This is a genomic window from Pantoea sp. SGAir0180, from assembly GCF_043546245.1.
On record NZ_CP028071.1, the window covers coordinates 4,149,905 to 4,174,018 of the forward strand.

Here is a 24,114-nt window from a genome sequence, read left to right on the forward strand (position 1 = left end):
TAGTAATTTTTTTCGTCTATAAAATGTTTGGAGCCTTGGTCTCATGTCGAACCAAAGAATCCGTATCCGTCTTAAAGCGTTTGATCATCGTCTGATCGATCAATCAACCGCGGAAATCGTCGAGACTGCCAAGCGCACTGGTGCGCAGGTACGTGGTCCGATCCCGCTGCCGACCCGCAAAGAGCGCTTTACCGTTCTGATCTCTCCGCACGTTAACAAAGATGCGCGTGACCAGTACGAAATTCGCACTCACAAGCGTCTGGTAGACATCGTTGAGCCAACTGAAAAAACCGTTGATGCTCTGATGCGTCTGGACCTGGCTGCCGGTGTTGACGTGCAGATCAGCCTGGGTTAATCAGGTCATCGAGCGATTGAGAGGTTGAAACAATGATTGGTTTAGTCGGTAAAAAAGTGGGTATGACCCGCATCTTCACTGAAGATGGCGTATCTATCCCAGTAACCGTAATCGAAGTTGAAGCGAACCGCGTTACTCAGGTCAAAGGCCTGGAGAACGATGGTTACCAGGCAATTCAGGTTACCACCGGTGCTAAAAAAGCAAACCGTGTGACCAAACCTGAAGCTGGTCATTTTGCTAAAGCTGGCGTAGAAGCTGGCCGTGGCCTGTGGGAATTCCGCACCGCTGAAGGTGATGAGTATTCTGTAGGTCAGAGCATCAGCGTTGAAATTTTCGCTGACGTTAAAAAAGTAGACGTAACTGGCACCTCTAAAGGTAAAGGTTTCGCAGGTACCGTTAAGCGCTGGAACTTCCGTACCCAGGACGCAACCCACGGTAACTCCTTGTCTCACCGTGTTCCGGGTTCTATCGGTCAGAACCAGACTCCGGGCAAAGTGTTCAAAGGCAAGAAAATGGCAGGTCAGCTGGGTAATGAGCGCGTAACTGTTCAGAGCCTGGACGTAGTACGTGTTGACGCTGAGCGCAACCTGCTGCTGGTTAAAGGTGCAGTTCCCGGTGCTACCGGTAGCGACCTGATCGTTAAACCAGCTGTGAAGGCGTAAGGGGATAGCAATGGAATTAGTATTGAAAGACGCGCAGAGCGCGCTGACTGTTTCCGAAACTACCTTCGGTCGTGATTTCAACGAAGCGCTGGTTCACCAGGTTGTTGTTGCTTACGCATCAGGCGCCCGCCAGGGTACTCGCGCGCAGAAAACTCGCGCTGAAGTAACCGGTTCAGGCAAAAAGCCTTGGCGTCAGAAAGGCACCGGCCGTGCGCGTTCAGGTTCTGTAAAGAGCCCGATCTGGCGTTCAGGTGGCGTGACCTTTGCTGCTAAGCCACAAGACCACAGTCAAAAAGTTAACAAAAAGATGTACCGCGGCGCGCTGAAAAGCATCCTGTCCGAACTGGTACGTCAAGATCGTCTGATCGTTGTCGAGCAGTTCTCTGTTGAAGCACCGAAAACCAAGTTGCTGGCACAGAAGCTGAAAGACATGGCGCTGGAAGACGTGCTGATCATCACCGGCGAACTGGATGAGAATCTGTTCCTGGCTGCGCGTAACCTGTACAAGGTTGACGTGCGTGATGCAGCGGGTATCGACCCAGTTAGCCTGATCGCCTTCGACAAAGTCGTTATGACTGCTGATGCAGTTAAGCAAGTTGAGGAGATGCTGGCATGATCCGTGAAGAACGTCTGCTGAAAGTACTGCGCGCGCCGCACGTATCTGAAAAGGCATCTAGCGCGATGGAAAAAACCAACACCATCGTACTCAAAGTAGCTAAAGACGCGACTAAAGCAGAGATCGTTGCTGCTGTTGAGAAACTGTTCGAAGTAGAAGTTAAAGACGTTAACACCCTGGTAGTTAAAGGTAAGGTTAAGCGTCACGGACAGCGTATCGGTCGTCGTAGCGACTGGAAAAAAGCTTACGTCACCCTGAAGGAAGGCCAGAATCTGGACTTCGTCGGCGGCGCTGAGTAAGTCGGAGGAGAAAGACAATGGCAGTTGTTAAATGTAAACCGACATCTCCGGGTCGTCGCCACGTCGTTAAAGTGGTGAACCCAGAGTTGCACAAGGGCAAGCCGTTTGCTCCATTGCTGGAAAAAAACAGCAAATCCGGTGGCCGCAACAACAACGGTCGCATCACTACCCGTCACATCGGTGGTGGTCATAAGCAGGCTTACCGTCTGGTTGACTTCAAACGCAACAAAGATGGTATCCCGGCAACCGTTGAACGTCTTGAGTACGATCCGAACCGCTCTGCGAACATCGCACTGGTTCTGTACAAAGACGGCGAACGCCGTTACATCCTGGCCCCTAAAGGCCTGAAAGCCGGCGACCAGATTCAGTCTGGCGTTGATGCTGCGATCAAAGCAGGTAACACACTGCCGATGCGTAACATCCCGGTGGGTTCTACCGTTCACAACGTAGAAATGAAACCAGGCAAAGGCGGTCAGATTGCTCGCTCAGCCGGTGCTTACGTGCAGATCGTTGCGCGTGAAGGTTCCTACGTTACCCTGCGTCTGCGTTCAGGTGAAATGCGTAAAGTCGAAGCTGACTGCCGCGCTACACTGGGCGAAGTCGGTAACGCTGAGCATATGCTGCGCGTTCTGGGTAAAGCTGGTGCAACCCGTTGGCGTGGTGTTCGTCCGACCGTTCGTGGTACCGCGATGAACCCAGTAGATCACCCGCACGGTGGTGGTGAAGGTCGTAACTTTGGTAAGCACCCGGTAACTCCGTGGGGCGTTCAGACCAAAGGTAAGAAGACCCGTAGCAACAAGCGTACCGATAAATTTATCGTACGTCGCCGTAGCAAATAATATTAGAGGATAAGCCATGCCACGTTCTCTCAAGAAAGGTCCTTTTATTGACCTGCACTTGCTGAAGAAGGTAGAGAAAGCGGTGGAAAGCGGTGACAAGAAGCCTTTGCGCACTTGGTCCCGTCGTTCAACGATCTTTCCTAACATGATCGGTTTGACCATCGCTGTCCATAATGGTCGTCAGCACGTTCCTGTCTTTGTTTCCGACGAAATGGTTGGTCACAAACTGGGTGAATTCGCGCCGACACGTACTTATCGCGGTCACGCGGCTGATAAAAAAGCCAAGAAGAAATAAGTAGGAGGAAGAGATGGAAACTTTAGCTCAACATCGCCACGCTCGTTCTTCTGCTCAGAAGGTTCGCCTTGTTGCTGACCTGATCCGCGGTAAGAAAGTGTCGCAGGCACTGGACATTTTGACCTACACCAACAAGAAAGCGGCTGTACTGGTCAAGAAAGTTCTGGAATCTGCCATTGCTAACGCTGAACACAACGATGGCGCTGATATCGACGATCTGAAAGTCGCGAAAATTTTCGTCGACGAAGGCCCAAGCATGAAGCGCATTATGCCGCGTGCAAAAGGTCGTGCAGATCGCATCCTGAAGCGCACCAGCCACATTACTGTGGTTGTGTCCGATCGCTGAGACTCTGGAGACTAGCAATGGGTCAGAAAGTACATCCTAATGGTATTCGCCTGGGTATTGTAAAACCATGGAACTCTACCTGGTTTGCGAACACCAAAGAATTCGCTGACAACCTGGACAGCGACTTTAAAGTACGTCAGTACCTGACTAAGGAACTGGCTAAGGCGTCTGTATCTCGTATCGTTATCGAGCGTCCAGCTAAGAGCATCCGTGTGACCATTCACACCGCTCGTCCTGGCATCGTGATCGGTAAGAAAGGTGAAGACGTAGAAAAACTGCGCACGGTCGTCGCGAAAATCGCTGGCGTTCCTGCACAGATCAATATCGCCGAAGTCCGTAAACCGGAACTGGACGCAAAACTGGTTGCTGACAGCATCACTTCACAGCTGGAGCGTCGTGTGATGTTCCGTCGTGCTATGAAGCGTGCGGTTCAGAACGCCATGCGTCTGGGCGCGAAGGGTATCAAAGTTGAAGTTAGCGGCCGTCTGGGCGGCGCCGAGATCGCACGTACCGAATGGTACCGTGAAGGTCGCGTGCCGTTGCACACTCTGCGTGCTGACATTGACTACAACACCTCTGAAGCGCACACCACTTATGGTGTAATCGGCGTTAAGGTATGGATCTTCAAAGGCGAGATCCTGGGTGGTATGGCTGCTGTTGAACAACCGGAACCGGCTGCTCAACCTAAAAAGCAGCAGCGTAAAGGCCGTAAGTAAGGAGAGTCGCTATGTTACAACCAAAGCGTACGAAATTCCGTAAAGTGCACAAAGGCCGCAACCGCGGTCTGGCGCAGGGTACGGATGTTAGCTTCGGGACTTTCGGTCTGAAAGCTGTTGGCCGTGGTCGTCTGACTGCCCGTCAGATCGAAGCAGCACGTCGTGCTATGACCCGTGCAGTTAAGCGTCAAGGTAAGATCTGGATCCGTGTATTCCCGGACAAACCGATCACCGAGAAGCCGCTGGAAGTGCGTATGGGTAAAGGTAAGGGTAACGTTGAGTATTGGGTTGCCCTGATCCAGCCTGGTAAAGTCCTGTATGAAATGGACGGCGTACCAGAAGAGCTGGCCCGTGAAGCATTCAAGCTGGCAGCAGCAAAACTGCCTATCAAAACCACCTTTGTAACTAAGACGGTGATGTAATGAAAGCAACAGAGCTGCGTGAAAAAAGCGTTGAAGAGCTGAACACTGAGCTGCTTAATCTGCTGCGTGAGCAATTTAACCTGCGCATGCAGGCAGCATCTGGCCAACTGCAGCAGTCTCATCTGCTGAAGCAGGTTCGCCGTGATGTTGCACGCGTTAAGACTTTACTGACTGAGAAGGCGGGTTCGTAATGACCGATAAAATCCGTACTCTGCAGGGTCGTGTTGTTAGTGACAAAATGCAGAAATCTGCTGTTGTTGCTATCGAGCGTTTCGTGAAGCATCCAATCTATGGAAAATTCATTAAGCGTACGACTAAGCTGCACATCCATGACGAGAACAACGAATGTGGAATCGGCGACGTGGTAGAAATCCGCGAATGCCGTCCACTGTCTAAGACTAAGTCCTGGACACTGGTTCGCGTTGTAGAGAAAGCAATTCTGTAATAGAATTTGCCCTCTTTAAAAATCTAATGAACGGCTCGAAAGAGCCGTTCATTTTTTCTACCCATCTGCGAGAACCGGTGTTATAATGCCGCGCCCTCAATTATGGGGCTTTCAATCGACCTGAGGTCTAGGTCCCGAAGTAGTAGTTGACATTAGCGGAGCACTGAAATGATCCAAGAACAGACTATGCTGAACGTCGCCGACAACTCCGGTGCACGTCGCGTAATGTGTATCAAGGTTCTGGGTGGCTCGCACCGTCGCTACGCAGGCGTCGGCGACATCATTAAAGTTACCATCAAGGAAGCAATTCCACGTGGTAAAGTTAAAAAAGGTGATGTCCTGAAGGCGGTAGTGGTGCGCACCAGGAAGGGTGTTCGTCGCCCGGACGGTTCTGTCATTCGCTTCGATGGTAATGCATGCGTTATTTTAAACAATAACAGCGAGCAGCCTATCGGTACGCGTATTTTTGGGCCGGTAACTCGTGAACTTCGTACTGAAAAGTTCATGAAAATTATCTCTCTGGCACCAGAAGTACTCTAAGGAGCGAACAATGGCAGCTAAAATCCGTCGTAACGACGAAGTTATCGTGTTAACCGGTAAAGATAAAGGTAAGCGCGGTAAAGTTAAGAACGTCCTGTCTTCTGGCAAGGTCATCGTTGAAGGTATCAACCTGGTTAAGAAACATCAGAAGCCTGTTCCGGCTCTGAACCAACCAGGCGGCATCGTTGAAAAAGAAGCTGCAATTCAGGTTTCTAACGTTGCTCTCTTCAATGCGGCAACCGGTAAGGCTGACCGTGTAGGCTTTAGATTCGAAGACGGTAAAAAAGTCCGTTTCTTCAAATCTAATAGCGAAACTATCAAGTAATTTGGAGTAGTACGATGGCGAAACTGCATGATTACTACAAAGACGAGGTAGTCCAGAAACTCATGTCTGAGTTCGGCTACAATTCTGTCATGCAAGTCCCTCGGGTCGAGAAGATCACCCTGAACATGGGTGTTGGTGAAGCGATCGCTGACAAGAAACTGCTGGATAACGCAGCAGCTGACCTGGCAGCAATCTCCGGTCAAAAACCGTTGATCACCAAAGCACGCAAATCAGTTGCAGGCTTCAAAATCCGTCAGGGCTATCCGATCGGCTGTAAAGTAACTCTGCGTGGCGAACGCATGTGGGAGTTCTTTGAGCGTCTGATCACCATTGCTGTACCGCGTATCCGTGACTTCCGTGGCCTGTCCGCTAAGTCATTCGATGGTCGTGGCAACTACAGCATGGGTGTACGTGAGCAGATCATCTTCCCAGAAATCGACTACGACAAAGTCGATCGCGTTCGTGGTTTGGATATTACCATTACCACTACTGCGAAATCTGATGATGAAGGCCGTGCTCTGCTGGCTGCCTTTGACTTCCCGTTCCGTAAGTAAGGTAGGGTTACTTAATGGCTAAGCAATCTATGAAAGCACGCGAAGTTAAGCGTGTGAAATTAGCAGACAAATTCTTCGCAAAACGCGCTGAACTGAAAGCGATCATTTCTGATGTGAACGCTTCCGACGAAGACCGTTGGGATGCCGTTCTCAAGCTGCAGAGTCTGCCGCGTGATTCCAGCCCTTCACGTCAGCGTAACCGCTGCCGTCAAACAGGTCGTCCGCACGGTTTCCTGCGGAAGTTTGGGTTGAGCCGTATCAAGGTCCGTGAAGCCGCAATGCGCGGTGAAATCCCGGGTCTGAAAAAGGCTAGCTGGTAATTGTCACCAATTGAATCACGGGAGTAACACAGATGAGCATGCAAGATCCGATCGCGGATATGCTGACCCGTATCCGTAACGGTCAGGCCGCGAACAAAGTTGCGGTCACCATGCCCTCCTCCAAGCTGAAATTGGCAATTGCCAACGTGCTGAAGGAAGAAGGCTTTATTGAAGATTTTAAAATCGAAGGCGACACCAAGCTGGAACTGGAACTGACTCTTAAGTATTTCCAGGGTAAAGCGGTTGTAGAAAGCATTCAGCGAGTAAGCCGTCCCGGCCTGCGCATCTATAAGAAAAAAGATGAGCTGCCAAAGGTAATGGCTGGTATGGGTATCGCTGTCATTTCTACATCGAAAGGTGTTATGACTGATCGTGCAGCGCGCCAGGCTGGTCTTGGTGGCGAAATTATCTGCTACGTAGCGTAATCGGAGGATACTATGTCTCGTGTTGCTAAAGCACCTGTCGTTGTTCCTGCCGGCGTAGAGGTAAAACTCAACGGTCAGGTAATTTCGATTAAAGGTAAAAACGGCGAGCTGACTCGTACTATCAATGATGCTGTTGAAGTTAAGCATGCTGACAACACTCTGACTTTCGCTCCGCGCGAAGGTTATGTTGACGGCTGGGCGCAGGCGGGTACTTCTCGCGCGCTGCTGAACGCAATGGTTATCGGTGTTACCGAAGGCTTCACTAAGAAGCTGCAGCTGGTTGGTGTTGGTTATCGTGCTGCCGTTAAAGGCAACGTAGTTAACCTGTCTCTGGGCTTTTCTCATCCAGTTGATCACCAGCTGCCCGCGGGTATCACTGCAGAGTGTCCGACTCAGACTGAAATCGTGCTGAAAGGCGCTGATAAGCAGGTGATCGGCCAGGTTGCAGCTGACTTGCGCGCCTACCGTCGTCCTGAGCCTTATAAAGGCAAGGGTGTCCGTTACGCCGACGAAGTCGTGCGTACCAAAGAGGCTAAGAAGAAGTAAGGTAACACTATGGATAAGAAATCTGCTCGTATCCGTCGTGCGACCCGTGCACGTCGCAAGCTCAAAGAGCTGGGTGCTACTCGCCTGGTGGTACATCGTACCCCGCGTCACATTTACGCACAGGTAATCGCCCCGAACGGTTCCGAAGTTCTGGTTGCTGCTTCTACTGTAGAAAAAGCTATCACTGAACAACTGAAGTATACCGGTAATAAAGAAGCCGCAGCTGCTGTAGGTAAAGCTATTGCAGAACGCGCAATCGAAAAAGGCATCACTGGTGTTTCTTTCGACCGTTCCGGTTTCCAATATCATGGTCGCGTCCAGGCACTGGCAGATGCTGCCCGTGAAGCTGGCCTTCAGTTCTAAGGTAGAGGTCTAAGATGGCACACATCGAGAAACAAGCTGGCGAACTGCAGGAAAAACTGATCGCGGTAAACCGTGTATCTAAAACTGTAAAAGGTGGTCGTATTTTCTCCTTCACCGCACTGACTGTAGTGGGTGATGGTAACGGCCGCGTTGGTTTTGGTTACGGTAAAGCGCGTGAAGTTCCAGCAGCGATCCAGAAAGCGATGGAGAAAGCCCGTCGCAACATGGTTAATGTCGCGCTGATCAACGGCACCCTGCAGCACCCTGTTAAAGGTGCGCACACTGGGTCCCGTGTGTTCATGCAGCCGGCTTCAGAAGGTACCGGTATCATCGCCGGTGGTGCAATGCGCGCCGTTCTGGAAGTCGCTGGAGTACATAACGTTCTGGCAAAAGCCTATGGTTCTACTAACCCGATTAACGTGGTTCGTGCAACTATCGACGGCCTGGGCAATATGAAGTCTCCGGAAATGGTCGCTGCTAAGCGTGGTAAATCCGTTGAAGAAATTCTGGGGTAATCACGATGGCAAAGACTATTAAAATCACTCAAACCCGTAGTTCAATCGGCCGCTTGCCTAAGCATAAAGCCACTCTGGTTGGCCTGGGTCTGCGTCGTATTGGTCATACCGTAGAGCGTGAAGACACGCCAGCTGTACGCGGCATGGTCAACGCGGTTTCCTACATGGTTAAAGTGGAGGAGTAAGAGATGCGTTTAAATACTCTGTCTCCGGCCGAAGGGTCTAAGCACGCTACCAAGCGTCTGGGTCGTGGTATCGGTTCTGGCCTCGGAAAAACCGGTGGTCGTGGTCACAAAGGTCAGAACTCACGTTCTGGCGGTGGCGTACGTCGCGGTTTCGAAGGTGGTCAGATGCCTCTGTACCGTCGTCTGCCGAAGTTCGGTTTCACCTCTCGCAAAGCAATGATCACCACAGAGATTCGTCTGTCTGATCTGGCGAAAGTTGAAGGCGGTATCGTCGACCTGAACGCGCTGAAAGCAGCCAACATTGTCGGTGTCCAGATTGAGTTCGTTAAAGTCATTCTGTCTGGTGAAGTTTCTGCACCGGTAACGGTTCGCGGCCTGCGTGTCACCAAAGGTGCTCGTGCTGCAATCGAAGCTGCTGGCGGTAAAATCGAGGAATAAGTAGCAGATGGCTAAACAACCGGGATTAGATTTTCAAAGTGCCAAAGGTGGCTTTGGTGAACTGAAACGCAGACTGCTGTTTGTTATCGGTGCACTGATTGTCTTCCGCATTGGCTCTTTCATTCCAATCCCTGGTATTGATGCCACTGTACTTGCCAAACTGCTTGAGCAACAGCGTGGCACCATCATTGAAATGTTTAACATGTTCTCTGGTGGTGCTCTCAGCCGTGCTTCTATTTTTGCTCTGGGTATCATGCCGTATATTTCGGCATCTATTATTATCCAGCTGTTAACGGTGGTTCATCCTGCCTTAGCAGAAATCAAGAAAGAAGGGGAGGCTGGCCGTCGTAAGATTAGTCAGTACACCCGTTACGGTACGTTGGTATTGGCCATATTCCAGTCGATCGGTATTGCTACCGGTTTGCCGAATATGCCTGGTATGCAAGGCCTGGTAATGAATCCAGGCTTTGCATTCTATTTTACCGCTGTTGTAAGTCTGGTTACCGGGACAATGTTCCTGATGTGGCTGGGCGAACAGATTACTGAACGTGGTATCGGTAACGGTATCTCGATCATTATCTTCGCGGGTATTGTTGCGGGACTTCCGCCGGCCATTGGCCATACCATCGAGCAAGCGCGGCAAGGTGACCTGCACTTCCTTCTGTTGCTGTTGGTTGCAGTTCTCGTATTTGCAGTGACCTTCTTTGTTATTTTCGTTGAGCGTGGTCAACGCCGCATTGTGGTGAATTATGCGAAACGTCAACAAGGTCGTCGCGTTTACGCTGCACAGAGCACACATTTACCGTTGAAAGTGAATATGGCAGGGGTTATCCCGGCAATCTTCGCTTCCAGCATTATTCTGTTCCCGGCAACGATTGCATCGTGGTTCGGGGGCGGTACCGGTTGGAACTGGCTGACAACAATTTCGATGTATTTGCAGCCAGGACAGCCGCTTTATGTGCTACTCTATGCGACTGCTATCATCTTCTTCTGTTTCTTCTACACGGCGTTGGTTTTCAACCCGCGTGAAACAGCAGATAACCTGAAGAAGTCTGGTGCATTCGTACCGGGAATTCGTCCGGGAGAGCAAACGGCGAGATATATCGATAAAGTAATGACACGGTTAACCTTAATCGGTGCCCTCTACATTACCTTTATTTGCCTTATCCCGGAGTTCATGCGTGATGCGATGAAAGTTCCTTTCTACTTTGGCGGTACATCGCTGCTTATCGTAGTGGTCGTCATCATGGACTTTATGGCTCAAGTGCAAACTCTGATGATGTCAAGTCAGTACGAGTCTGCATTGAAGAAAGCTAACCTGAAGGGCTATGGCCGTTAATTCAGGTGGTTGAGAAGTTACGGAGAGTAAAAATGAAAGTTCGTGCTTCCGTCAAGAAATTATGTCGTAACTGCAAAATCATTCGTCGCGACGGTGTCGTTCGTGTGATCTGCAGCGCCGAGCCAAAGCATAAACAGCGCCAAGGCTGATTTTCACATATTTTTCTTGCAAAGTCGGGTTGAGCTGGCTAGATTAGCCAGCCAATCTTTTGTATGTCTGTACGTTTCCATTTGAGTATCCTGAAAACGGGCTTTTCAGCATGGTGCGTACATATTAAATAGTAGGAGTGCATAGTGGCCCGTATAGCAGGCATTAACATTCCTGATCAGAAACATACCGTTATCGCATTAACTTCGATCTTCGGTATTGGTAAAACTCGTTCTAAAGCCATTTGCGCTTCAACGGGTATTGCTGAAAATGTTAAGATCAGTGAGCTGTCTGAAGAACAAATTGATCAGCTGCGTGATGCAGTTGCTAAATTCGTTGTTGAAGGTGATCTGCGCCGTGAAATCACCCTGAGCATCAAGCGTCTGATGGACCTTGGTTGCTACCGTGGTTTGCGCCATCGTCGTGGTCTACCGGTTCGCGGTCAGCGCACCAAGACCAACGCACGTACCCGTAAGGGTCCGCGTAAACCGATCAAGAAATAATCGGGGTGAGTAAATAATGGCAAAGGCACCAGTTCGTGCACGTAAGCGTGTAAGAAAACAAGTCTCAGATGGCGTGGCTCATGTCCATGCGTCTTTTAACAACACCATCGTTACCATTACTGATCGTCAGGGTAACGCACTGGGTTGGGCAACCGCCGGTGGTTCCGGTTTCCGCGGTTCACGTAAATCTACGCCGTTTGCTGCTCAGGTCGCTGCAGAGCGCTGTGCAGAAGCTGTAAAAGATTACGGTATTAAGAACCTGGAAGTTATGGTTAAGGGTCCGGGTCCAGGCCGCGAATCAACGATTCGTGCTCTGAACGCCGCTGGTTTCCGCATCACGAACATTACTGATGTGACTCCGATCCCTCACAACGGTTGTCGTCCGCCGAAAAAACGTCGCGTATAACGTCCGTTTTTTAGGTTAGTTGGAGAAAGAAAATGGCAAGATATTTGGGTCCTAAGCTCAAGCTGAGCCGTCGTGAGGGCACTGACTTATTCCTTAAGTCTGGCGTTCGCGCGATTGATTCCAAGTGTAAGATTGAACAAGCCCCTGGTCAGCACGGTGCGCGCAAGCCACGTCTGTCTGACTACGGCGGTCAGTTACGTGAAAAGCAAAAAGTTCGTCGTATCTACGGTGTGCTTGAGCGTCAGTTCCGTAACTATTACAAAGAAGCAGCACGTCTGAAAGGCAACACCGGTGCAAACCTGTTGGCTCTGCTGGAAGGCCGTCTGGACAACGTCGTTTATCGTATGGGCTTTGGTGCCACGCGTGCGGAAGCACGTCAGCTGGTCAGCCATAAGTCTGTTCTGGTAAATGGTCGCGTTGTTAACATCGCTTCTTATCAGGTATCTCCGAATGATGTCGTTAGCATCCGTGAGAAAGCCAAAAAGCAATCTCGCGTGAAGGCCGCTCTGGAGCTGGCTGAGCAGCGTGAAAAGCCAACCTGGCTGGAAGTTGATGCAGCTAAGATGGAAGGTGTGTTCAAACGTATTCCTGAACGTACTGATCTGTCTGCGGACATTAACGAACACCTGATCGTCGAGCTTTACTCTAAGTAAAGCTTAGTACCAAAGAGAGGACACAATGCAGGGTTCTGTGACAGAGTTTCTAAAACCGCGCCTGGTAGATATCGAGCAAGTGAGTTCGACGCACGCCAAGGTGACCCTTGAGCCTTTAGAGCGTGGCTTTGGCCATACTCTTGGTAACGCGCTGCGCCGTATTCTGCTTTCATCAATGCCGGGTTGCGCGGTGACCGAGGTTGAAATTGATGGTGTACTGCATGAGTACAGCACCAAAGAGGGTGTACAGGAAGATATCCTGGAAATCCTGCTCAACCTTAAAGGTTTGGCGGTAAGAGTTCAGGGCAAAGATGAAGTTATTCTTACCTTGAATAAATCTGGCATTGGCCCTGTGACTGCAGCCGACATTACCCATGATGGTGATGTCGAAATCGTCAAGCCGCAGCATGTGATCTGCCATCTGACCGATGACAACGCATCTATTAGCATGCGTATCAAAGTTCAGCGTGGTCGTGGTTATGTGCCGGCTTCTGCCCGAATTCATTCGGAAGAAGATGAGCGCCCAATCGGCCGTCTGCTGGTCGACGCTTGCTACAGCCCTGTAGACCGTATCGCCTACAATGTTGAAGCAGCGCGTGTAGAGCAGCGCACCGACCTGGACAAGCTGGTCATCGAAATGGAAACCAACGGCACAATCGATCCTGAAGAGGCGATTCGTCGTGCGGCGACCATCCTGGCAGAACAACTGGAAGCTTTCGTTGACTTACGTGATGTACGTCAGCCGGAAGTGAAAGAAGAGAAACCAGAATTCGATCCGATCCTGCTGCGCCCTGTTGACGATCTGGAATTGACTGTCCGCTCTGCTAACTGCCTTAAGGCAGAAGCTATCCACTACATCGGTGATCTGGTACAGCGTACTGAGGTTGAGCTGCTTAAAACGCCTAACCTTGGTAAAAAATCTCTTACCGAGATTAAAGATGTGCTGGCCTCACGTGGTCTGTCTCTGGGCATGCGCCTGGAAAACTGGCCACCGGCAAGCATTGCTGATGAATAACCCGATCACAGGTTAAGGTTTCACTGAGAAGGATAAGGTCATGCGCCATCGTAAGAGTGGTCGTCAACTGAACCGCAACAGCAGCCATCGTCAGGCTATGTTCCGCAACATGGCTGGCTCTCTGGTTCGTCACGAGATCATCAAGACGACTCTGCCGAAAGCCAAAGAGTTGCGCCGCGTAGTTGAGCCGCTGATTACTCTTGCCAAGACCGACAACGTAGCTAATCGTCGTCTGGCATTCGCCCGTACTCGTGATAACGAGATCGTGGCAAAACTGTTTAATGAGTTAGGCCCGCGTTTCGCGAGCCGTGCAGGTGGTTACACTCGCATTCTGAAGTGTGGCTTCCGCGCTGGTGACAACGCTCCGATGGCATACATCGAGCTGGTTGATCGTCCAGAAGCTCAAGCAGAAGCTGCAGCAGAGTAATCTGTTGCAACGTGAAAAACCCGCTTCGGCGGGTTTTTTATTGCCTGTCATTCTGCGTCTGCTACGCTTGTGGTGTCATGAAGGAGGTGAACAATGTGGTTAATTGATCAGCTTGCAGAACAGCATATTAAAGCCGCGCAGGAGAAAGGTGAGCTGAGTGATCTGCCGGGCGAAGGCGCACCGCTGAATCTCGAAGACGACAGTCAGGTTCCATCTGATCTACGAGCAGGATACCGACTGTTAAAAAATGCAGGTTTTCTTCCCCCCGAACTTGAGCTGCGCCGCGAAGCACTTCAGGTCAGCGATCTTTTACAGCATTTAGATCCTGACGATCCAGAGGCGCTGATCCAGACACAACGATTACGGCAACTGAAGATAAGGCTGAGCCAGGCCGGTATGCGCACTGATTTTCTTGAGGGGGAATATGGTCGTGCGATTAAGACCAAACTCGTGCCCGATTAAGGTGTATTTTTTGTCGCTGTTGTGCGCGTATAATGAGTTTGCTTCATCTTTTCACCGCATTATTCCATTACTCAACCGGAGAAGTTATGTCCAGATACCGTCATACGAAAGGACAAATACAGGATAACGCCTTACAGGCATTGTTACACGACCCGCTGTTCAGGCAACGTGTTGAAGAAAAACAAAAAGGCAAAGGCAGTTACCGGCGTAAAGAAAAACATGGGAAAGGCTGGGAGGCCAGTGATAAGCAAGCCGTTTATCACTGGCCTTCTGCTTTACAGACACAAAAAAGCCGCTTCAGAGCGGCTTTTTATTTTAGATTTTCGTATTCTGTTGTTTGAGTAAATCGCGGATTTCTGTCAGAAGCAGTTCTTCATTTGTAGGTTTAGGTGCCGGTTTTTCCACTTCTTTCTTCTTATACAGTTTGTTCATCAGCTTAATCGCCATAAAGATAGCAAAAGCAACAATGATGAAATCAAATACGGTTTGCAGGAAAATACCATATTCCATAACCACAGCCGGTGTGTTGCCGACGGCAGGTTTAAGCACCCAGCTAAACGATTTGAAATCAACGCCGCCAATCAGCAAGCCCAGCGGTGGCATAATGATGTTCGCGACCAGTGATGAAACAATCTTACCGAATGCCGCACCGATAATCACACCGACGGCCAGATCAACCACGTTGCCGCGCATCGCAAAATCACGAAACTCTTTGAATAAACTCATACTTCTCTCCTTGCCTTAGCCAATGCCATAAAGTTTAACAAAGCTCACAATATTTGCCATTAACCACAGACAATAAGCCACTGACATGTCAGTGCTGGCTTTTTATGTGTTATAGGAAAAACGGACTGGGCTGGAACAGGCGCTCGACGTCCGGCACAAACTTTTTATCGGTTAAAAACATCACAACGTGATCGCCCTGTTCAATACGCAGATTGTCATTCGCTATCATCACATCGTCGCCGCGCACCACAGCACCAATCAGTGTGCCTGGTGGCAGCTTGATATCATCAACTGACCGTCCCACCACGCGCGATGTGGTTTCGTCGCCATGCGCGATGGCTTCGATGGCTTCAGCAATGCCTCGACGTAATGACGAGACACCCACAATATCGGCTTTGCGCACATGTCCCAGTAAGGCCGAGATGGTCGCCTGCTGGGGAGAAATGGCGATATCAATGACGCTGCCCTGGACCAGATCGACATAAGCACGGCGTTGAATCAGCACCATAACTTTCTTGGCGCCCATTTTTTTGGCCAGCATGGCAGACATGATATTGGCTTCGTCATCGTTGGTGACGGCGATAAACAAATCCACCTGCTCAATATGCTCTTCCGCCAGTAGTTCCTGATCGGAGGCATCACCGTAAAAGACCACCGTGTCGTGCAACTGTTCAGCCAGTTCGGCCGCGCGCTGGGGATTGCGCTCAATAAGTTTCACGCTGTAGTTTTTCTCGAGCTTTTGCGCCAGGCCAAAGCCAATGTTGCCGCCGCCTACTAACATGATGCGTTTATAAGGCTTTTCCAGGCGCTGCATTTCACTCATTACCGCACGAATATGCTGGCTGGCGGCAATGAAGAAAACTTCATCACCGGCTTCGATAATGGTGGAGCCCTGTGGCCGGATAGGGCGGTCCTGACGAAAAATCGCCGCTACGCGCGTATCGATATGGGGCATGTGATCGCGCAGGATCGACAATGGATTGCCCACCAGGGGGCCACCGTAATAGGCTTTCACGACTGCGAGGCTCACTTTGCCTTCAGCAAAATTAACTACCTGCAACGCGCCCGGATATTGAATCAGGCGGTAAATATTGTCGATAACCAGTTGCTCAGGCGAAATCAGATGGTCGATAGGCACTGCTTCGGGGATAAAAAGCTTATCCGCATCGCGCAGATAGTCAGCCGCACGTATACGGGCGATACGATTTGGCGTGTTGAAGAGCGAATACGCGATTTGACAGGCTATCATGTTGGTTTCGTCAGAGCTGGTAACGGCGACCAGCATATCGGCGTCTTCCGCGCCCGCCTCACGGAGAACCCGTGGGTGGGAACCATGACCCTGCACAACACGTAAATCAAATTTATCCTGTAACTGACGTAAACGTGCTGAATCTGTATCAACAACTGTTATATCGTTGTTTTCGCCAACCAGATTTTCGGCCAGTGTGCCTCCAACCTGGCCAGCACCAAGAATGATGATTTTCATCGCTTTTCAAAGCCTTTTCATTATGCGTTAGCGTCTTTAATCAGCTTAGCGTAGAAAAATCCGTCTCCGCCTTCAGCGTCAGGGAACACCTGCCAGCCCGTTTCGGGCGCGCCTGAAAGGGAGACAGCCTGTGCATCCGCATGTCGCTGTAAGAAACCGCTGATTTGCTCATGGTTCTCTTCCGGTAGGACAGAGCAGGTCGCGTAGATCATCGTACCGCCCGCTTTTAGAAGCGTCCAGGTGGCCTCCAGAATGTCACGCTGCAAAGCGGCCAGTTCGCTGATATCGCGATCGCGGCGTAACCATTTGATATCCGGATGGCGGCGAATCACGCCTGTGGCTGAGCAGGGCGCATCCAGCAGGATACGATCAAACTGCCGTTGGTCACACCATTGCTGCGGAGTACGGCCATCACCTTGTTTGACCTCGGCGGTCATTCCCAGCCGTGTCAGGTTTTCGGTTACGCGCTTCAGTCGTTGTGCGTCCACATCCACAGCGAGGACCTGCGCGTCAGGGGCTATTTCTAAAATATGCGTCGTTTTGCCGCCTGGCGCTGCACACAGATCGAGAATATGTTCGCCATTTTTAGGCGCAAGCAGAAGCGCACAGCGTTGTGCTGAGAGATCCTGCACCGTAACCCAGCCCTGGTCGAAACCGGGTAACTGGTGAACCGGCGCTGGCGAGGCCAGGCGTAATGCTTCCGGCACATCCTCTGCGGTCATCGCCTCTCTTTCACTGGCGGTCAGCAGAGCAAGCCAACTGTCACGGGTATGGTGCTGACGGTTAACCCGCAGCCACATCGGTGGGCGTTGGTTATTCGCGTCAACAATCTGTTGCCAGCGATCTGGCCAGGCAAGCTGCAGTCGGTTCAGTAGCCATCCGGGATGAAGATGGCGCTGTGGACCTTCCTGGATGCTGGCAAGGAGTTCCTCCTGACGGCGCTGGAACTGACGTAACACACCGTTGATCAATCCTTTCAGATTGGCACGTTTAAGCACTTCAGCACCAGCAACGGTCTCGGCTAATGCCGCATGTGCCGGGACGCGCGTGTAGAGCAACTGGTACAGGCCCACCATGATCAGAAAATGCAGCGTACGCTGTTTGCCGGTCAGAGGGCGCTCCATCAATTTCCCGATAAGCGCTTCCAGCTGCGGTAACGTTCGTAACACACCAAAGCAGATCTCTTGCACCAGAGCGGCGTCTTTATCGGCGACTTTTTTCTGTGCGGCAGGCAGCACAGCATTGAGTGACTCGCCCTTATCGACAACACGTTCAATCAGTTGTGCAGACAGGCTACGAAGGTTGGATGATTTAGTCATAAGATAGTGCCATCAAACAAAAGGCCCGGATTTACCGGGCCTGAATGTCAGTCCAGAAGAGAGCCAGGTTCAAACCATTCCCGGCGCGAGTTGAGCAGATCCTGTGCCGACATCGGTTTTTTACCGGCGGGTTGCAACTGAAGTAAATTGAGTACGCCGTCGGCGGTGACAATGTGAATGCCCTGTTTGTCAGCCTTAACGATCTCGCCTGGTCGTTTATTGACATGAGGTAAAACACCGGCTTGCCATACTTTTACTGGCTGATCATTTACCATAAAAAAGCTAACCGGCCAGGGATTAAAGGCGCGAATGCAGCGTTCAAGCTGTTCCGCGGGCAACTGCCAGTCAAGACGTGCTTCCTCTTTGCTGAGCTTCTCAGCATAATTTGCCAGGGTTTCATCCTGTTTCACCGGCTGGGCGTTGCCCTCACGCAATTGCGACAAGGTTGTCAGTAGCCCTTCTGGTCCGAGGCTGGCCAGCTTGTCGTATAATGAAGCACTGGTGTCTTCAGCAGTAATAGGGCAGGCCAGTTTTACCAGCATATCACCGGTATCCAGCCCGACATCCATTTGCATGATGGTGACACCGGTTTCCTGATCACCTGCCCAAAGCGCGCGCTGAATAGGCGCCGCGCCGCGCCAGCGTGGCAGCAACGAACCATGTACGTTGATGCAGCCCAGACGTGGCATCTCTAGCACGGCTTTCGGCAGGATAAGGCCATAAGCCACCACGACCATGACATCGGCCTGCAAATCGGCAACCAACTGTTGGTTTTCCGCAGGGCGCAACGATTTGGGCTGAAAAACCGGAATGTCGTGGGCAAGAGCCAGCGCTTTTACCGGGCTCGCGGTCAACTTATTGCCGCGCCCGGCAGGGCGGTCTGGTTGGGTAAAAACGCCAACGACCTTATGCTCAGATGCGAGCAACGCGTCAAGGTGACGCGCCGCGAAGTCTGGTGTGCCAGCAAAGATTATATTAAGCGGGGCAGACACGTTTATCCCTTTTTCAGATCTCAAGAGGCCTGGGCGTTTTGCCGCGCCAGTTTTTCTAACTTTGTCTTGATTCGCTGACGCTTTAAAGGCGACAGATAATCGATAAACAGTTTGCCATCCAGATGATCAATTTCATGCTGAATACAGATAGCCAGCAGGTCACCGGTTTCCAGTTCAAACGGCTTACCTTCGCGATCTAACGCTCGCACTTTTACCCGCTCTGCACGAGGCACAAAGGCGCGTTGCTCAGGAATGGACAGGCAACCTTCTTCGATACCTGTTTCACCACTTTTTTCCAGAAGCTCGGGATTGATCAATACCAGTCGCTCGTCCCGGTTCTCAGAGACATCAATCACAATGATGCGCTGATGAATATCCACCTGCGTAGCGGCAAGGCCGATACCTTCTTCGGAATACATGGTTTCGAACATATCATCAACGATACGCTGAACTTCTGCGTTAACTTCTTTGACTGGCGCGGCGATCTTGCGCAGGCGCTCGTCAGGAAAATGTAACACCTGTAAAACTGACATAAATATCCAGATCTATATTCTAAAAGGAAAAGATTACTGCCTCATATTGTAGACTTTTTAGTACCTGATTGACAGCATTCTGCGGAGGGATGCGACGGTTATCAGGAGGCCGTGACGATGGAAAAAAGGGCGCGATTACTGCGGCTGGCCGCGATACCCGGCCTGACGGGCCGACGCTGGCTGAACGCGGCGCAGCAACTGTGCGCAGGTCAGGATATTGATGTGATATTAAGCCAAAAGGGCTTCGAGACAGCGCAACATCATTATGCCCATCAGAAAACCACGGACTGGCTGGCAACCGTTAACACTTGGCTGGCACAGTGTTCAACGCATCACCTGATTACGGCGCTGGATGCGCATTACCCCGCTCAACTCCTTGAAACGGCCTGTTTCCCTCCGCTCTTATATGTAAACGGTGATCCAACCGTATTATCTTCACCTCAACTGGCGGTGGTAGGCAGCCGTCTGTGTTCGCCCTCAGGCCGTTACTGGTGCGACTGGTTCACCCAACAACTGGCATTGAGCGGTTTGACCATAACCAGTGGGCTGGCTATCGGGATTGATGGCGTGGCACACCGTGCCGCATTAAATGTGCAGGGTAAAACCGTGGCCGTACTGGGGAGTGGACTGGCCCATCTGTATCCCAAAAAACACACTGCGCTGGCGCAGGAGATTGTTATGCAGGGAGGCGCCGTGATCTCGGAGTTTCCGCTTACTGCCGCGCCACTGGCGCATCAGTTTCCGCGCAGAAACCGTATTATCAGTGGGTTAAGTCAGGGTGTTCTCGTCATTGAAGCGTCATTAAAAAGTGGTTCATTAGTCACAGCCCGTTATGCATTAGAGCAGAATCGCAATGTTTATGCCTTACCGGGTGCGCTGGGTAACAGCGGCAGTGAGGGGACAAACTGGCTGATCCAACAAGGTGCCATGTTGGTGGCACATCCTAATAACATTGTCGAAGATTTACGCGCTATGCTTAACTGGTTACCTGTTAACCCGTCAGATGAAATTTATTCTGATGCCAGTGACGATGCTCCATTGCCATTTGCCGAGCTGTTGGCTAACGTAGGTGATGAGGTTACACCTGTTGACGTTGTCGCTGAACGTGCCGGCCAACCTGTGCCAGTTATTACAGCTCAATTGCTGGAACTGGAGTTAGCAGGATGGATCGCAGCTGTACCCGGCGGCTATGTCCGATTGAGGAGGGCATGCCATGTTCGACGTACTCATGTACTTGTTTGAGACCTATATCCACAACGAAACAGAAATGGGTGTTGATCAGGACAGATTGACAGATGACTTGACGGATGCCGGTTTCCACCGCGAAGATATTTATAATGCGTTGAACTGGTTAGAGAAATTGGCGGACTATCAGGAAGGACTGGTCGCACCAATTTTGCTGGCAAATGATCCGCTCTCTATGCGCATCTATACCGATGAAGAGAGCAAGCGTTTAGATGCCGAAAGCCGCGGTTTCCTGCTGTTCCTGGAGCAAATCCAGGTACTGAGTCTGGAAACACGAGAAATGGTCATTGAACGTGTCATGGCGCTTGATACGCTGGATTTCGATCTTGAGGATCTTAAATGGGTGGTGCTGATGGTGCTGTTTAACATCCCTGGATGTGAAAACGCGTATCAGCAGATGGAAGAACTGCTATTCGACGTCAACGAAGGTATGCTGCATTAAATTTTTACTAATGCATGACTGTTATGAGTAAAACCGCACTCTTTACTGTGCGTAAACAGGATCCCTGCCCCGCATGCGGGGCAGAACTTGTTATACGTTCAGGAAAGCATGGCCCATTTTTGGGCTGTGCAAATTACCCTGCCTGTGACTATATCAAGCCTTTGGGAAACCAGGCTGATGGGCATGTCGTCAAAGTTCTGGAAGGCCACGTTTGCCCACAATGCGGGGCAGATAAAGTATTGCGCCAGGGCCGGTTTGGCATGTTTATTGGCTGTAGCGACTATCCCGCGTGTGATTACACCGAAACCATCGATAAACCGGATGAAACCACGATCGACTGTCCGCAGTGCCAGCAGGGTAAGCTGGTACAACGCCGCTCGCGTTTTGGTAAAACGTTTCATGCCTGCGAACGCTATCCAGCCTGTCAGTTTGCCGTGAACCTGACGCCAGTGGCGGGGCGCTGTCCGCATTGTGAATTTCCGCTTTTAGTCGAGAAAAAGACGGCGCAGGGCATCCGGCTTTTCTGCGCCAGTAAAAGTTGTGGCAAAGCTATTATTCAAGAGACATAAGACATAACCATGTTAAATCAACCCGTTGCCGGCTCATTGCAGGATTGTGTAAGCCATCTTAACCAGCATGCTGTGATTGCCTATCCCACCGAAGCGGTATTCGGCTTAGGCTGTGATCCCGATAATGAATCTGCGGTCATGGCACTGCTGGCATTAAAAAAACGGCCAGTAGAGAAAGGCTTGATCCTGATAGCTGCCGACTATGATCAGCTTAAACCTTACGTATCAGATGAGGCCTTAACCACGGAGCAGCGTGAACGTATGTTTGCCTGTTGGCCAGGCCCGGTCACCTTTGTCGTGCCTGCTTCTCCGGTTACCCCGCGCTGGTTAACCGGGCAATTTGATTCACTGGCCATCCGCGTTAGCGATCATCCGGATGTTCAGGCGCTGTGCCGGGCGTTTGGAAAACCTTTGGTATCGACCAGCGCTAATCTTTCCGGTCAGCCACCGTGCCGTTCAGTCGAAGAGGTCAAATTGCAGTTTGGCACCGCGTTTCCTGTATTGAATGGAAAGACAGGAGGAAGGCTCAATCCTTCTGAGATTCGCGATGTCATCAGCGGCAATTTGATACGCCAGGGTTAATATATGGCAAATTTTGCAGTTTTTGGTCATCCCATTAGTCACAGCAAATCGCCGCACATTCATCAGGCGTTTGCGCGACAGACAGGAATCTCTCTTCAGTATGATCGTATTGATGCGCCTGTTGATGCTTTTCCTGAGACTCTCCGCACTTTTTTCCACGACGGCGGGGCGGGTGCGAACATTACGCTGCCTTTTAAACAGCAGGCGTGGGCATTTGCCGACCAGTTGACCGAGCGCGCTGCGCTGTCAGGGGCTGTGAACACGCTAAAGCTGTGTGATGATGGCCAAATTCTTGGCGACAATACGGATGGTATTGGGCTGCTCAGCGATCTTCAGCGCCTTGGGATGATTAAGCCCGACAGCCATCTTCTGCTGGTGGGGGCAGGTGGGGCCGCTCGGGGCGTCATTCTCCCTCTGCTTTCAATGGGAGCAACGATCACGGTCGTGAACCGAACGGCGTTGAATGCGCAGACTCTGGCCGCAGAGTTTGCCCATCGCGGAGCGATTAATGCGTGCTCGTTTGACGCGCTTGTGGATAGACATTTCGACCTTGTCATTAATGCCACATCAAGTGGTATTCAGGGAGAAGTACCGCCGTTGCCGCCTTCATTAGTTCATGCTGAGCTACGTTGCTACGATATGTTCTATCAGAGTGGTTTAACGCCTTTCCTGCGCTGGTGTCAGCAGCACGGTTCATCTCATCTTGCTGACGGGCTGGGGATGCTGGTGGGTCAGGCCGCGCATGCCTTTCATCTATGGCACGGGGTGATGCCCGAAATCGCACCGGTCATCGCCTCATTAAAAGCCGGGATGCAGTCATGAACCAGGCGATACAGTTTCCTGATCGGGAAAGCCTGAATACAGAATTAAGGGCCGTTTGTTTCCCTGTTCTGGTAAACGGGATGGGCTTAACCTGCGCTATCAGTGTTGAGGCGCTTAATGAACAGTTCGGTGAGGGAGAAGCGATGACGCTGTTTCGCCATCATCGCTGGGATTTGGAAGATCAGGCCGAAGACTGCATTCGAAACGATCAGGTCGATAATGAAGGATGGGTCTGGCTGTCTCCGGCCAGATAGTCGTTCTTCCAGTTAACATAGTTGCTGGCTGAGTAAAGTAGACCTTCAATTTCTTTTTCATTCAGCGGCCGGATTTGTTTGACCGGGCTCCCGACATACAGATAGCCACTTTCCAGTCGTTTGCCGGGGGGAACCAGGCTCCCGGCACCAATCATAACGTCGTCTTCAACAATGACGCCATCCAGTACGATTGAGCCCATTCCAACCAGTACGCGATTGCCTATCGTGCAGCCATGCAGCATCGCTTTATGCCCAACCGTTACGTCTTCCCCAATTATCAGAGGAAAACCGGCGGGGTTGGCCTCTGATTTATGCGTGACATGCAGGACGCTGCCATCCTGAATATTGGTTCGGGCACCAATATGCACCTGGTTCACATCGCCACGAATAGCGACTAAAGGCCAGATACCTACATCATCTTCCATAATGACGTCACCCGCTACCACGCTGGTGGGATCAACCATGACGCGCAGACCCAATTTTGGGAAAAGATGTTTGTAAGGGCGTAACGCTACAGTCATTTTGTTCTCCTTTTACTGAGTTTACTGGCAGCCTGATGCGATTCTGACCAACTGGCAAGGGGATTTTGTGCCGGATCGTTGGTGATCTAATCAATATGAATGTTTTCTCGGCAGTCAGTAAAAAGATCCAAAAAAAGGGTTGTGCAATTCATTCGGATCCCTATAATGCGCCTCCATCGACACGGCACAACGGCTTACGGAATGCGGTGTTGAGAGGGTCAGGCAACTGAGCCGCCGGAGAAAAACTTCTGAAAAAGAGGTTGACTCTGAAGGAGGAAAGCGTAATATACGCCACCTCGCAACAGACGGTTAACCCGCTGGTTGCACTGCTCTTTAACAATTTATCAGACAATCTGTGTGGGCACTCGCAGGATTGATATCCGCGTCTCCGGACGCAAAAAATATCAAGTCTTAAGAGTGAACACGTAGTGAAATTCATTACGACGTTTTCCTTGAGCATCGCTG

At 50.9% G+C, this 24,114-nt stretch carries 42 protein-coding genes; 36 read left to right on the forward strand and 6 right to left on the reverse strand.

Features of this window, described 5'->3' with window-relative positions:
- Positions 1-43 precede the first annotated feature (43 nt).
- The 30 genes from rpsJ to C1N58_RS19565 all read left to right on the forward strand — a co-directional run bounded on the left by rpsJ (position 44) and on the right by C1N58_RS19565 (position 14,499).
- Positions 44-355, forward strand: a complete 312-nt coding sequence (gene rpsJ / locus C1N58_RS19420; protein WP_006120582.1) for a 30S ribosomal protein S10 — start codon at positions 44-46, stop codon at positions 353-355.
- 32 nt (positions 356-387) lie between these two features.
- Complete coding sequence (rplC, locus tag C1N58_RS19425; protein ID WP_006120583.1) at positions 388-1,017, forward strand: 50S ribosomal protein L3; 630 nt, start codon at positions 388-390, stop codon at positions 1,015-1,017.
- A 10-nt stretch (positions 1,018-1,027) separates the two neighbouring features.
- Positions 1,028-1,633: a 50S ribosomal protein L4 gene (gene rplD, locus C1N58_RS19430; protein ID WP_006120584.1), complete on the forward strand. Its 606-nt coding sequence runs from the start codon at positions 1,028-1,030 to the stop codon at positions 1,631-1,633.
- A complete protein-coding gene (rplW, locus tag C1N58_RS19435) occupies positions 1,630-1,932 on the forward strand; it encodes a 50S ribosomal protein L23 (protein WP_006120585.1) in 303 nt (100 codons plus the stop codon). The genes rplD and rplW overlap by 4 nt, the downstream gene beginning before the upstream one ends.
- A gap of 17 nt (positions 1,933-1,949) precedes the next feature.
- Positions 1,950-2,771, forward strand: coding sequence for a 50S ribosomal protein L2 (gene rplB, locus C1N58_RS19440; protein ID WP_006120586.1), 822 nt, complete (start codon positions 1,950-1,952; stop codon positions 2,769-2,771).
- 16 nt (positions 2,772-2,787) lie between these two features.
- A complete protein-coding gene (rpsS, locus tag C1N58_RS19445; RefSeq protein ID WP_001138115.1) occupies positions 2,788-3,066 on the forward strand; it encodes a 30S ribosomal protein S19 in 279 nt (92 codons plus the stop codon).
- Positions 3,067-3,079: 13 nt separating this feature from the next.
- A complete protein-coding gene (rplV, locus tag C1N58_RS19450) occupies positions 3,080-3,412 on the forward strand; it encodes a 50S ribosomal protein L22 (RefSeq protein ID WP_002919773.1) in 333 nt (110 codons plus the stop codon).
- 17 nt (positions 3,413-3,429) lie between these two features.
- Positions 3,430-4,128, forward strand: coding sequence for a 30S ribosomal protein S3 (rpsC, locus tag C1N58_RS19455; RefSeq protein WP_006120587.1), 699 nt, complete (start codon positions 3,430-3,432; stop codon positions 4,126-4,128).
- A gap of 11 nt (positions 4,129-4,139) precedes the next feature.
- Positions 4,140-4,550 carry a 50S ribosomal protein L16 gene (rplP, locus tag C1N58_RS19460; RefSeq protein ID WP_002438716.1) on the forward strand — a complete coding sequence of 137 codons (411 nt, stop codon included), beginning with the start codon at positions 4,140-4,142 and terminating at the stop codon, positions 4,548-4,550.
- Complete coding sequence (gene rpmC / locus C1N58_RS19465) at positions 4,550-4,741, forward strand: 50S ribosomal protein L29 (RefSeq protein WP_006120588.1); 192 nt, start codon at positions 4,550-4,552, stop codon at positions 4,739-4,741. Before rplP ends, rpmC begins: the two co-directional genes overlap by 1 nt.
- Positions 4,741-4,995 (forward strand): 30S ribosomal protein S17, encoded by a 255-nt coding sequence (gene rpsQ / locus C1N58_RS19470; RefSeq protein WP_006120589.1) that lies wholly within the window; start codon positions 4,741-4,743, stop codon positions 4,993-4,995. The genes rpmC and rpsQ overlap by 1 nt, the downstream gene beginning before the upstream one ends.
- A 168-nt stretch (positions 4,996-5,163) precedes the next feature.
- Positions 5,164-5,535 carry a 50S ribosomal protein L14 gene (gene rplN / locus C1N58_RS19475; RefSeq protein WP_006120590.1) on the forward strand — a complete coding sequence of 124 codons (372 nt, stop codon included), beginning with the start codon at positions 5,164-5,166 and terminating at the stop codon, positions 5,533-5,535.
- 10 nt (positions 5,536-5,545) lie between these two features.
- The gene (rplX, locus tag C1N58_RS19480; protein WP_003850150.1) at positions 5,546-5,860 is read left to right on the forward strand and encodes a 50S ribosomal protein L24; all 315 of its coding nucleotides are present in this window, start codon (positions 5,546-5,548) and stop codon (positions 5,858-5,860) included.
- 14 nt (positions 5,861-5,874) lie between these two features.
- Positions 5,875-6,414 carry a 50S ribosomal protein L5 gene (gene rplE / locus C1N58_RS19485; RefSeq protein ID WP_006120591.1) on the forward strand — a complete coding sequence of 180 codons (540 nt, stop codon included), beginning with the start codon at positions 5,875-5,877 and terminating at the stop codon, positions 6,412-6,414.
- 14 nt (positions 6,415-6,428) lie between these two features.
- Positions 6,429-6,734, forward strand: coding sequence for a 30S ribosomal protein S14 (gene rpsN / locus C1N58_RS19490; protein ID WP_006120592.1), 306 nt, complete (start codon positions 6,429-6,431; stop codon positions 6,732-6,734).
- 32 nt (positions 6,735-6,766) lie between these two features.
- Positions 6,767-7,159: a 30S ribosomal protein S8 gene (rpsH, locus tag C1N58_RS19495; RefSeq protein WP_006120593.1), complete on the forward strand. Its 393-nt coding sequence runs from the start codon at positions 6,767-6,769 to the stop codon at positions 7,157-7,159.
- 12 nt (positions 7,160-7,171) lie between these two features.
- Entirely contained in the window at positions 7,172-7,705 is a 534-nt protein-coding gene (rplF, locus tag C1N58_RS19500; RefSeq protein WP_033741521.1) for a 50S ribosomal protein L6, read from the forward strand.
- Between the two features lie 9 nt (positions 7,706-7,714).
- Positions 7,715-8,068 (forward strand): 50S ribosomal protein L18, encoded by a 354-nt coding sequence (gene rplR / locus C1N58_RS19505; RefSeq protein ID WP_003850163.1) that lies wholly within the window; start codon positions 7,715-7,717, stop codon positions 8,066-8,068.
- 14 nt (positions 8,069-8,082) lie between these two features.
- Positions 8,083-8,583, forward strand: coding sequence for a 30S ribosomal protein S5 (rpsE, locus tag C1N58_RS19510; RefSeq protein ID WP_006120595.1), 501 nt, complete (start codon positions 8,083-8,085; stop codon positions 8,581-8,583).
- Positions 8,584-8,588: 5 nt separating this feature from the next.
- Positions 8,589-8,768 (forward strand): 50S ribosomal protein L30, encoded by a 180-nt coding sequence (rpmD, locus tag C1N58_RS19515; protein WP_003850166.1) that lies wholly within the window; start codon positions 8,589-8,591, stop codon positions 8,766-8,768.
- A gap of 3 nt (positions 8,769-8,771) precedes the next feature.
- On the forward strand, positions 8,772-9,206 hold the full coding sequence (rplO, locus tag C1N58_RS19520) for a 50S ribosomal protein L15 (RefSeq protein WP_009087579.1): 435 nt from the start codon (positions 8,772-8,774) through the stop codon (positions 9,204-9,206).
- A gap of 7 nt (positions 9,207-9,213) precedes the next feature.
- Positions 9,214-10,545 (forward strand): preprotein translocase subunit SecY, encoded by a 1,332-nt coding sequence (gene secY, locus C1N58_RS19525; protein ID WP_006120598.1) that lies wholly within the window; start codon positions 9,214-9,216, stop codon positions 10,543-10,545.
- A gap of 32 nt (positions 10,546-10,577) precedes the next feature.
- Positions 10,578-10,694, forward strand: a complete 117-nt coding sequence (gene rpmJ / locus C1N58_RS19530) for a 50S ribosomal protein L36 (RefSeq protein WP_004160566.1) — start codon at positions 10,578-10,580, stop codon at positions 10,692-10,694.
- A gap of 144 nt (positions 10,695-10,838) precedes the next feature.
- The gene (gene rpsM / locus C1N58_RS19535) at positions 10,839-11,195 is read left to right on the forward strand and encodes a 30S ribosomal protein S13 (protein ID WP_003850176.1); all 357 of its coding nucleotides are present in this window, start codon (positions 10,839-10,841) and stop codon (positions 11,193-11,195) included.
- Between the two features lie 16 nt (positions 11,196-11,211).
- On the forward strand, positions 11,212-11,601 hold the full coding sequence (gene rpsK, locus C1N58_RS19540) for a 30S ribosomal protein S11 (RefSeq protein WP_004160563.1): 390 nt from the start codon (positions 11,212-11,214) through the stop codon (positions 11,599-11,601).
- 32 nt (positions 11,602-11,633) lie between these two features.
- On the forward strand, positions 11,634-12,254 hold the full coding sequence (gene rpsD, locus C1N58_RS19545) for a 30S ribosomal protein S4 (RefSeq protein ID WP_006120599.1): 621 nt from the start codon (positions 11,634-11,636) through the stop codon (positions 12,252-12,254).
- A gap of 25 nt (positions 12,255-12,279) precedes the next feature.
- Entirely contained in the window at positions 12,280-13,269 is a 990-nt protein-coding gene (locus C1N58_RS19550; RefSeq protein ID WP_033741519.1) for a DNA-directed RNA polymerase subunit alpha, read from the forward strand.
- A gap of 40 nt (positions 13,270-13,309) precedes the next feature.
- The gene (rplQ, locus tag C1N58_RS19555; RefSeq protein ID WP_009087575.1) at positions 13,310-13,696 is read left to right on the forward strand and encodes a 50S ribosomal protein L17; all 387 of its coding nucleotides are present in this window, start codon (positions 13,310-13,312) and stop codon (positions 13,694-13,696) included.
- A gap of 93 nt (positions 13,697-13,789) precedes the next feature.
- A complete protein-coding gene (locus tag C1N58_RS19560) occupies positions 13,790-14,158 on the forward strand; it encodes a DnaJ family domain-containing protein (protein WP_394564429.1) in 369 nt (122 codons plus the stop codon).
- 86 nt (positions 14,159-14,244) lie between these two features.
- Complete coding sequence (locus C1N58_RS19565) at positions 14,245-14,499, forward strand: alternative ribosome-rescue factor A (protein WP_039343751.1); 255 nt, start codon at positions 14,245-14,247, stop codon at positions 14,497-14,499.
- Here C1N58_RS19565 and mscL read toward each other — a convergent pair.
- The 5 genes from mscL to def form a co-directional block, all read right to left on the reverse strand.
- Positions 14,474-14,884 carry a large-conductance mechanosensitive channel protein MscL gene (gene mscL, locus C1N58_RS19570; RefSeq protein WP_006120604.1) on the reverse strand — a complete coding sequence of 137 codons (411 nt, stop codon included), beginning with the start codon at positions 14,882-14,884 and terminating at the stop codon, positions 14,474-14,476. The genes C1N58_RS19565 and mscL overlap by 26 nt on opposite strands.
- 109 nt (positions 14,885-14,993) lie before the next feature.
- Positions 14,994-16,370 (reverse strand): Trk system potassium transporter TrkA, encoded by a 1,377-nt coding sequence (gene trkA, locus C1N58_RS19575; protein WP_033741512.1) that lies wholly within the window; start codon positions 16,368-16,370, stop codon positions 14,994-14,996.
- Positions 16,371-16,390: 20 nt separating this feature from the next.
- Positions 16,391-17,689, reverse strand: coding sequence for a 16S rRNA (cytosine(967)-C(5))-methyltransferase RsmB (gene rsmB, locus C1N58_RS19580; RefSeq protein ID WP_394564430.1), 1,299 nt, complete (start codon positions 17,687-17,689; stop codon positions 16,391-16,393).
- Between the two features lie 47 nt (positions 17,690-17,736).
- Complete coding sequence (gene fmt / locus C1N58_RS19585; protein WP_394515196.1) at positions 17,737-18,681, reverse strand: methionyl-tRNA formyltransferase; 945 nt, start codon at positions 18,679-18,681, stop codon at positions 17,737-17,739.
- Between the two features lie 20 nt (positions 18,682-18,701).
- A complete protein-coding gene (def, locus tag C1N58_RS19590; RefSeq protein ID WP_006120608.1) occupies positions 18,702-19,214 on the reverse strand; it encodes a peptide deformylase in 513 nt (170 codons plus the stop codon).
- A gap of 117 nt (positions 19,215-19,331) precedes the next feature.
- Between def and dprA the strand changes: the two genes are divergently transcribed.
- The 6 genes from dprA to C1N58_RS19620 are packed head-to-tail and all read left to right on the forward strand — an operon-like array spanning position 19,332 to position 23,128.
- A complete protein-coding gene (gene dprA, locus C1N58_RS19595) occupies positions 19,332-20,456 on the forward strand; it encodes a DNA-protecting protein DprA (RefSeq protein WP_394515195.1) in 1,125 nt (374 codons plus the stop codon).
- Positions 20,428-20,901: a DUF494 family protein Smg gene (gene smg / locus C1N58_RS19600; RefSeq protein ID WP_006120660.1), complete on the forward strand. Its 474-nt coding sequence runs from the start codon at positions 20,428-20,430 to the stop codon at positions 20,899-20,901. Before dprA ends, smg begins: the two co-directional genes overlap by 29 nt.
- Positions 20,902-20,924: 23 nt before the next feature.
- The gene (locus tag C1N58_RS19605; protein WP_006120661.1) at positions 20,925-21,470 is read left to right on the forward strand and encodes a DNA topoisomerase family protein; all 546 of its coding nucleotides are present in this window, start codon (positions 20,925-20,927) and stop codon (positions 21,468-21,470) included.
- A gap of 9 nt (positions 21,471-21,479) precedes the next feature.
- Entirely contained in the window at positions 21,480-22,052 is a 573-nt protein-coding gene (tsaC, locus tag C1N58_RS19610; protein WP_033741505.1) for an L-threonylcarbamoyladenylate synthase type 1 TsaC, read from the forward strand.
- A 3-nt stretch (positions 22,053-22,055) separates the two neighbouring features.
- The gene (gene aroE, locus C1N58_RS19615; RefSeq protein WP_033741503.1) at positions 22,056-22,874 is read left to right on the forward strand and encodes a shikimate dehydrogenase; all 819 of its coding nucleotides are present in this window, start codon (positions 22,056-22,058) and stop codon (positions 22,872-22,874) included.
- Positions 22,871-23,128 (forward strand): DUF1488 family protein, encoded by a 258-nt coding sequence (locus tag C1N58_RS19620; protein WP_006120664.1) that lies wholly within the window; start codon positions 22,871-22,873, stop codon positions 23,126-23,128. Before aroE ends, C1N58_RS19620 begins: the two co-directional genes overlap by 4 nt.
- On the opposite strand, the gene C1N58_RS19625 is transcribed toward C1N58_RS19620, so the two are convergent.
- Complete coding sequence (locus C1N58_RS19625; RefSeq protein WP_006120665.1) at positions 23,083-23,649, reverse strand: gamma carbonic anhydrase family protein; 567 nt, start codon at positions 23,647-23,649, stop codon at positions 23,083-23,085. The two genes, C1N58_RS19620 and C1N58_RS19625, sit on opposite strands and share 46 nt — an antisense overlap.
- Between the last annotated feature and the right edge of the window lie 465 nt (positions 23,650-24,114).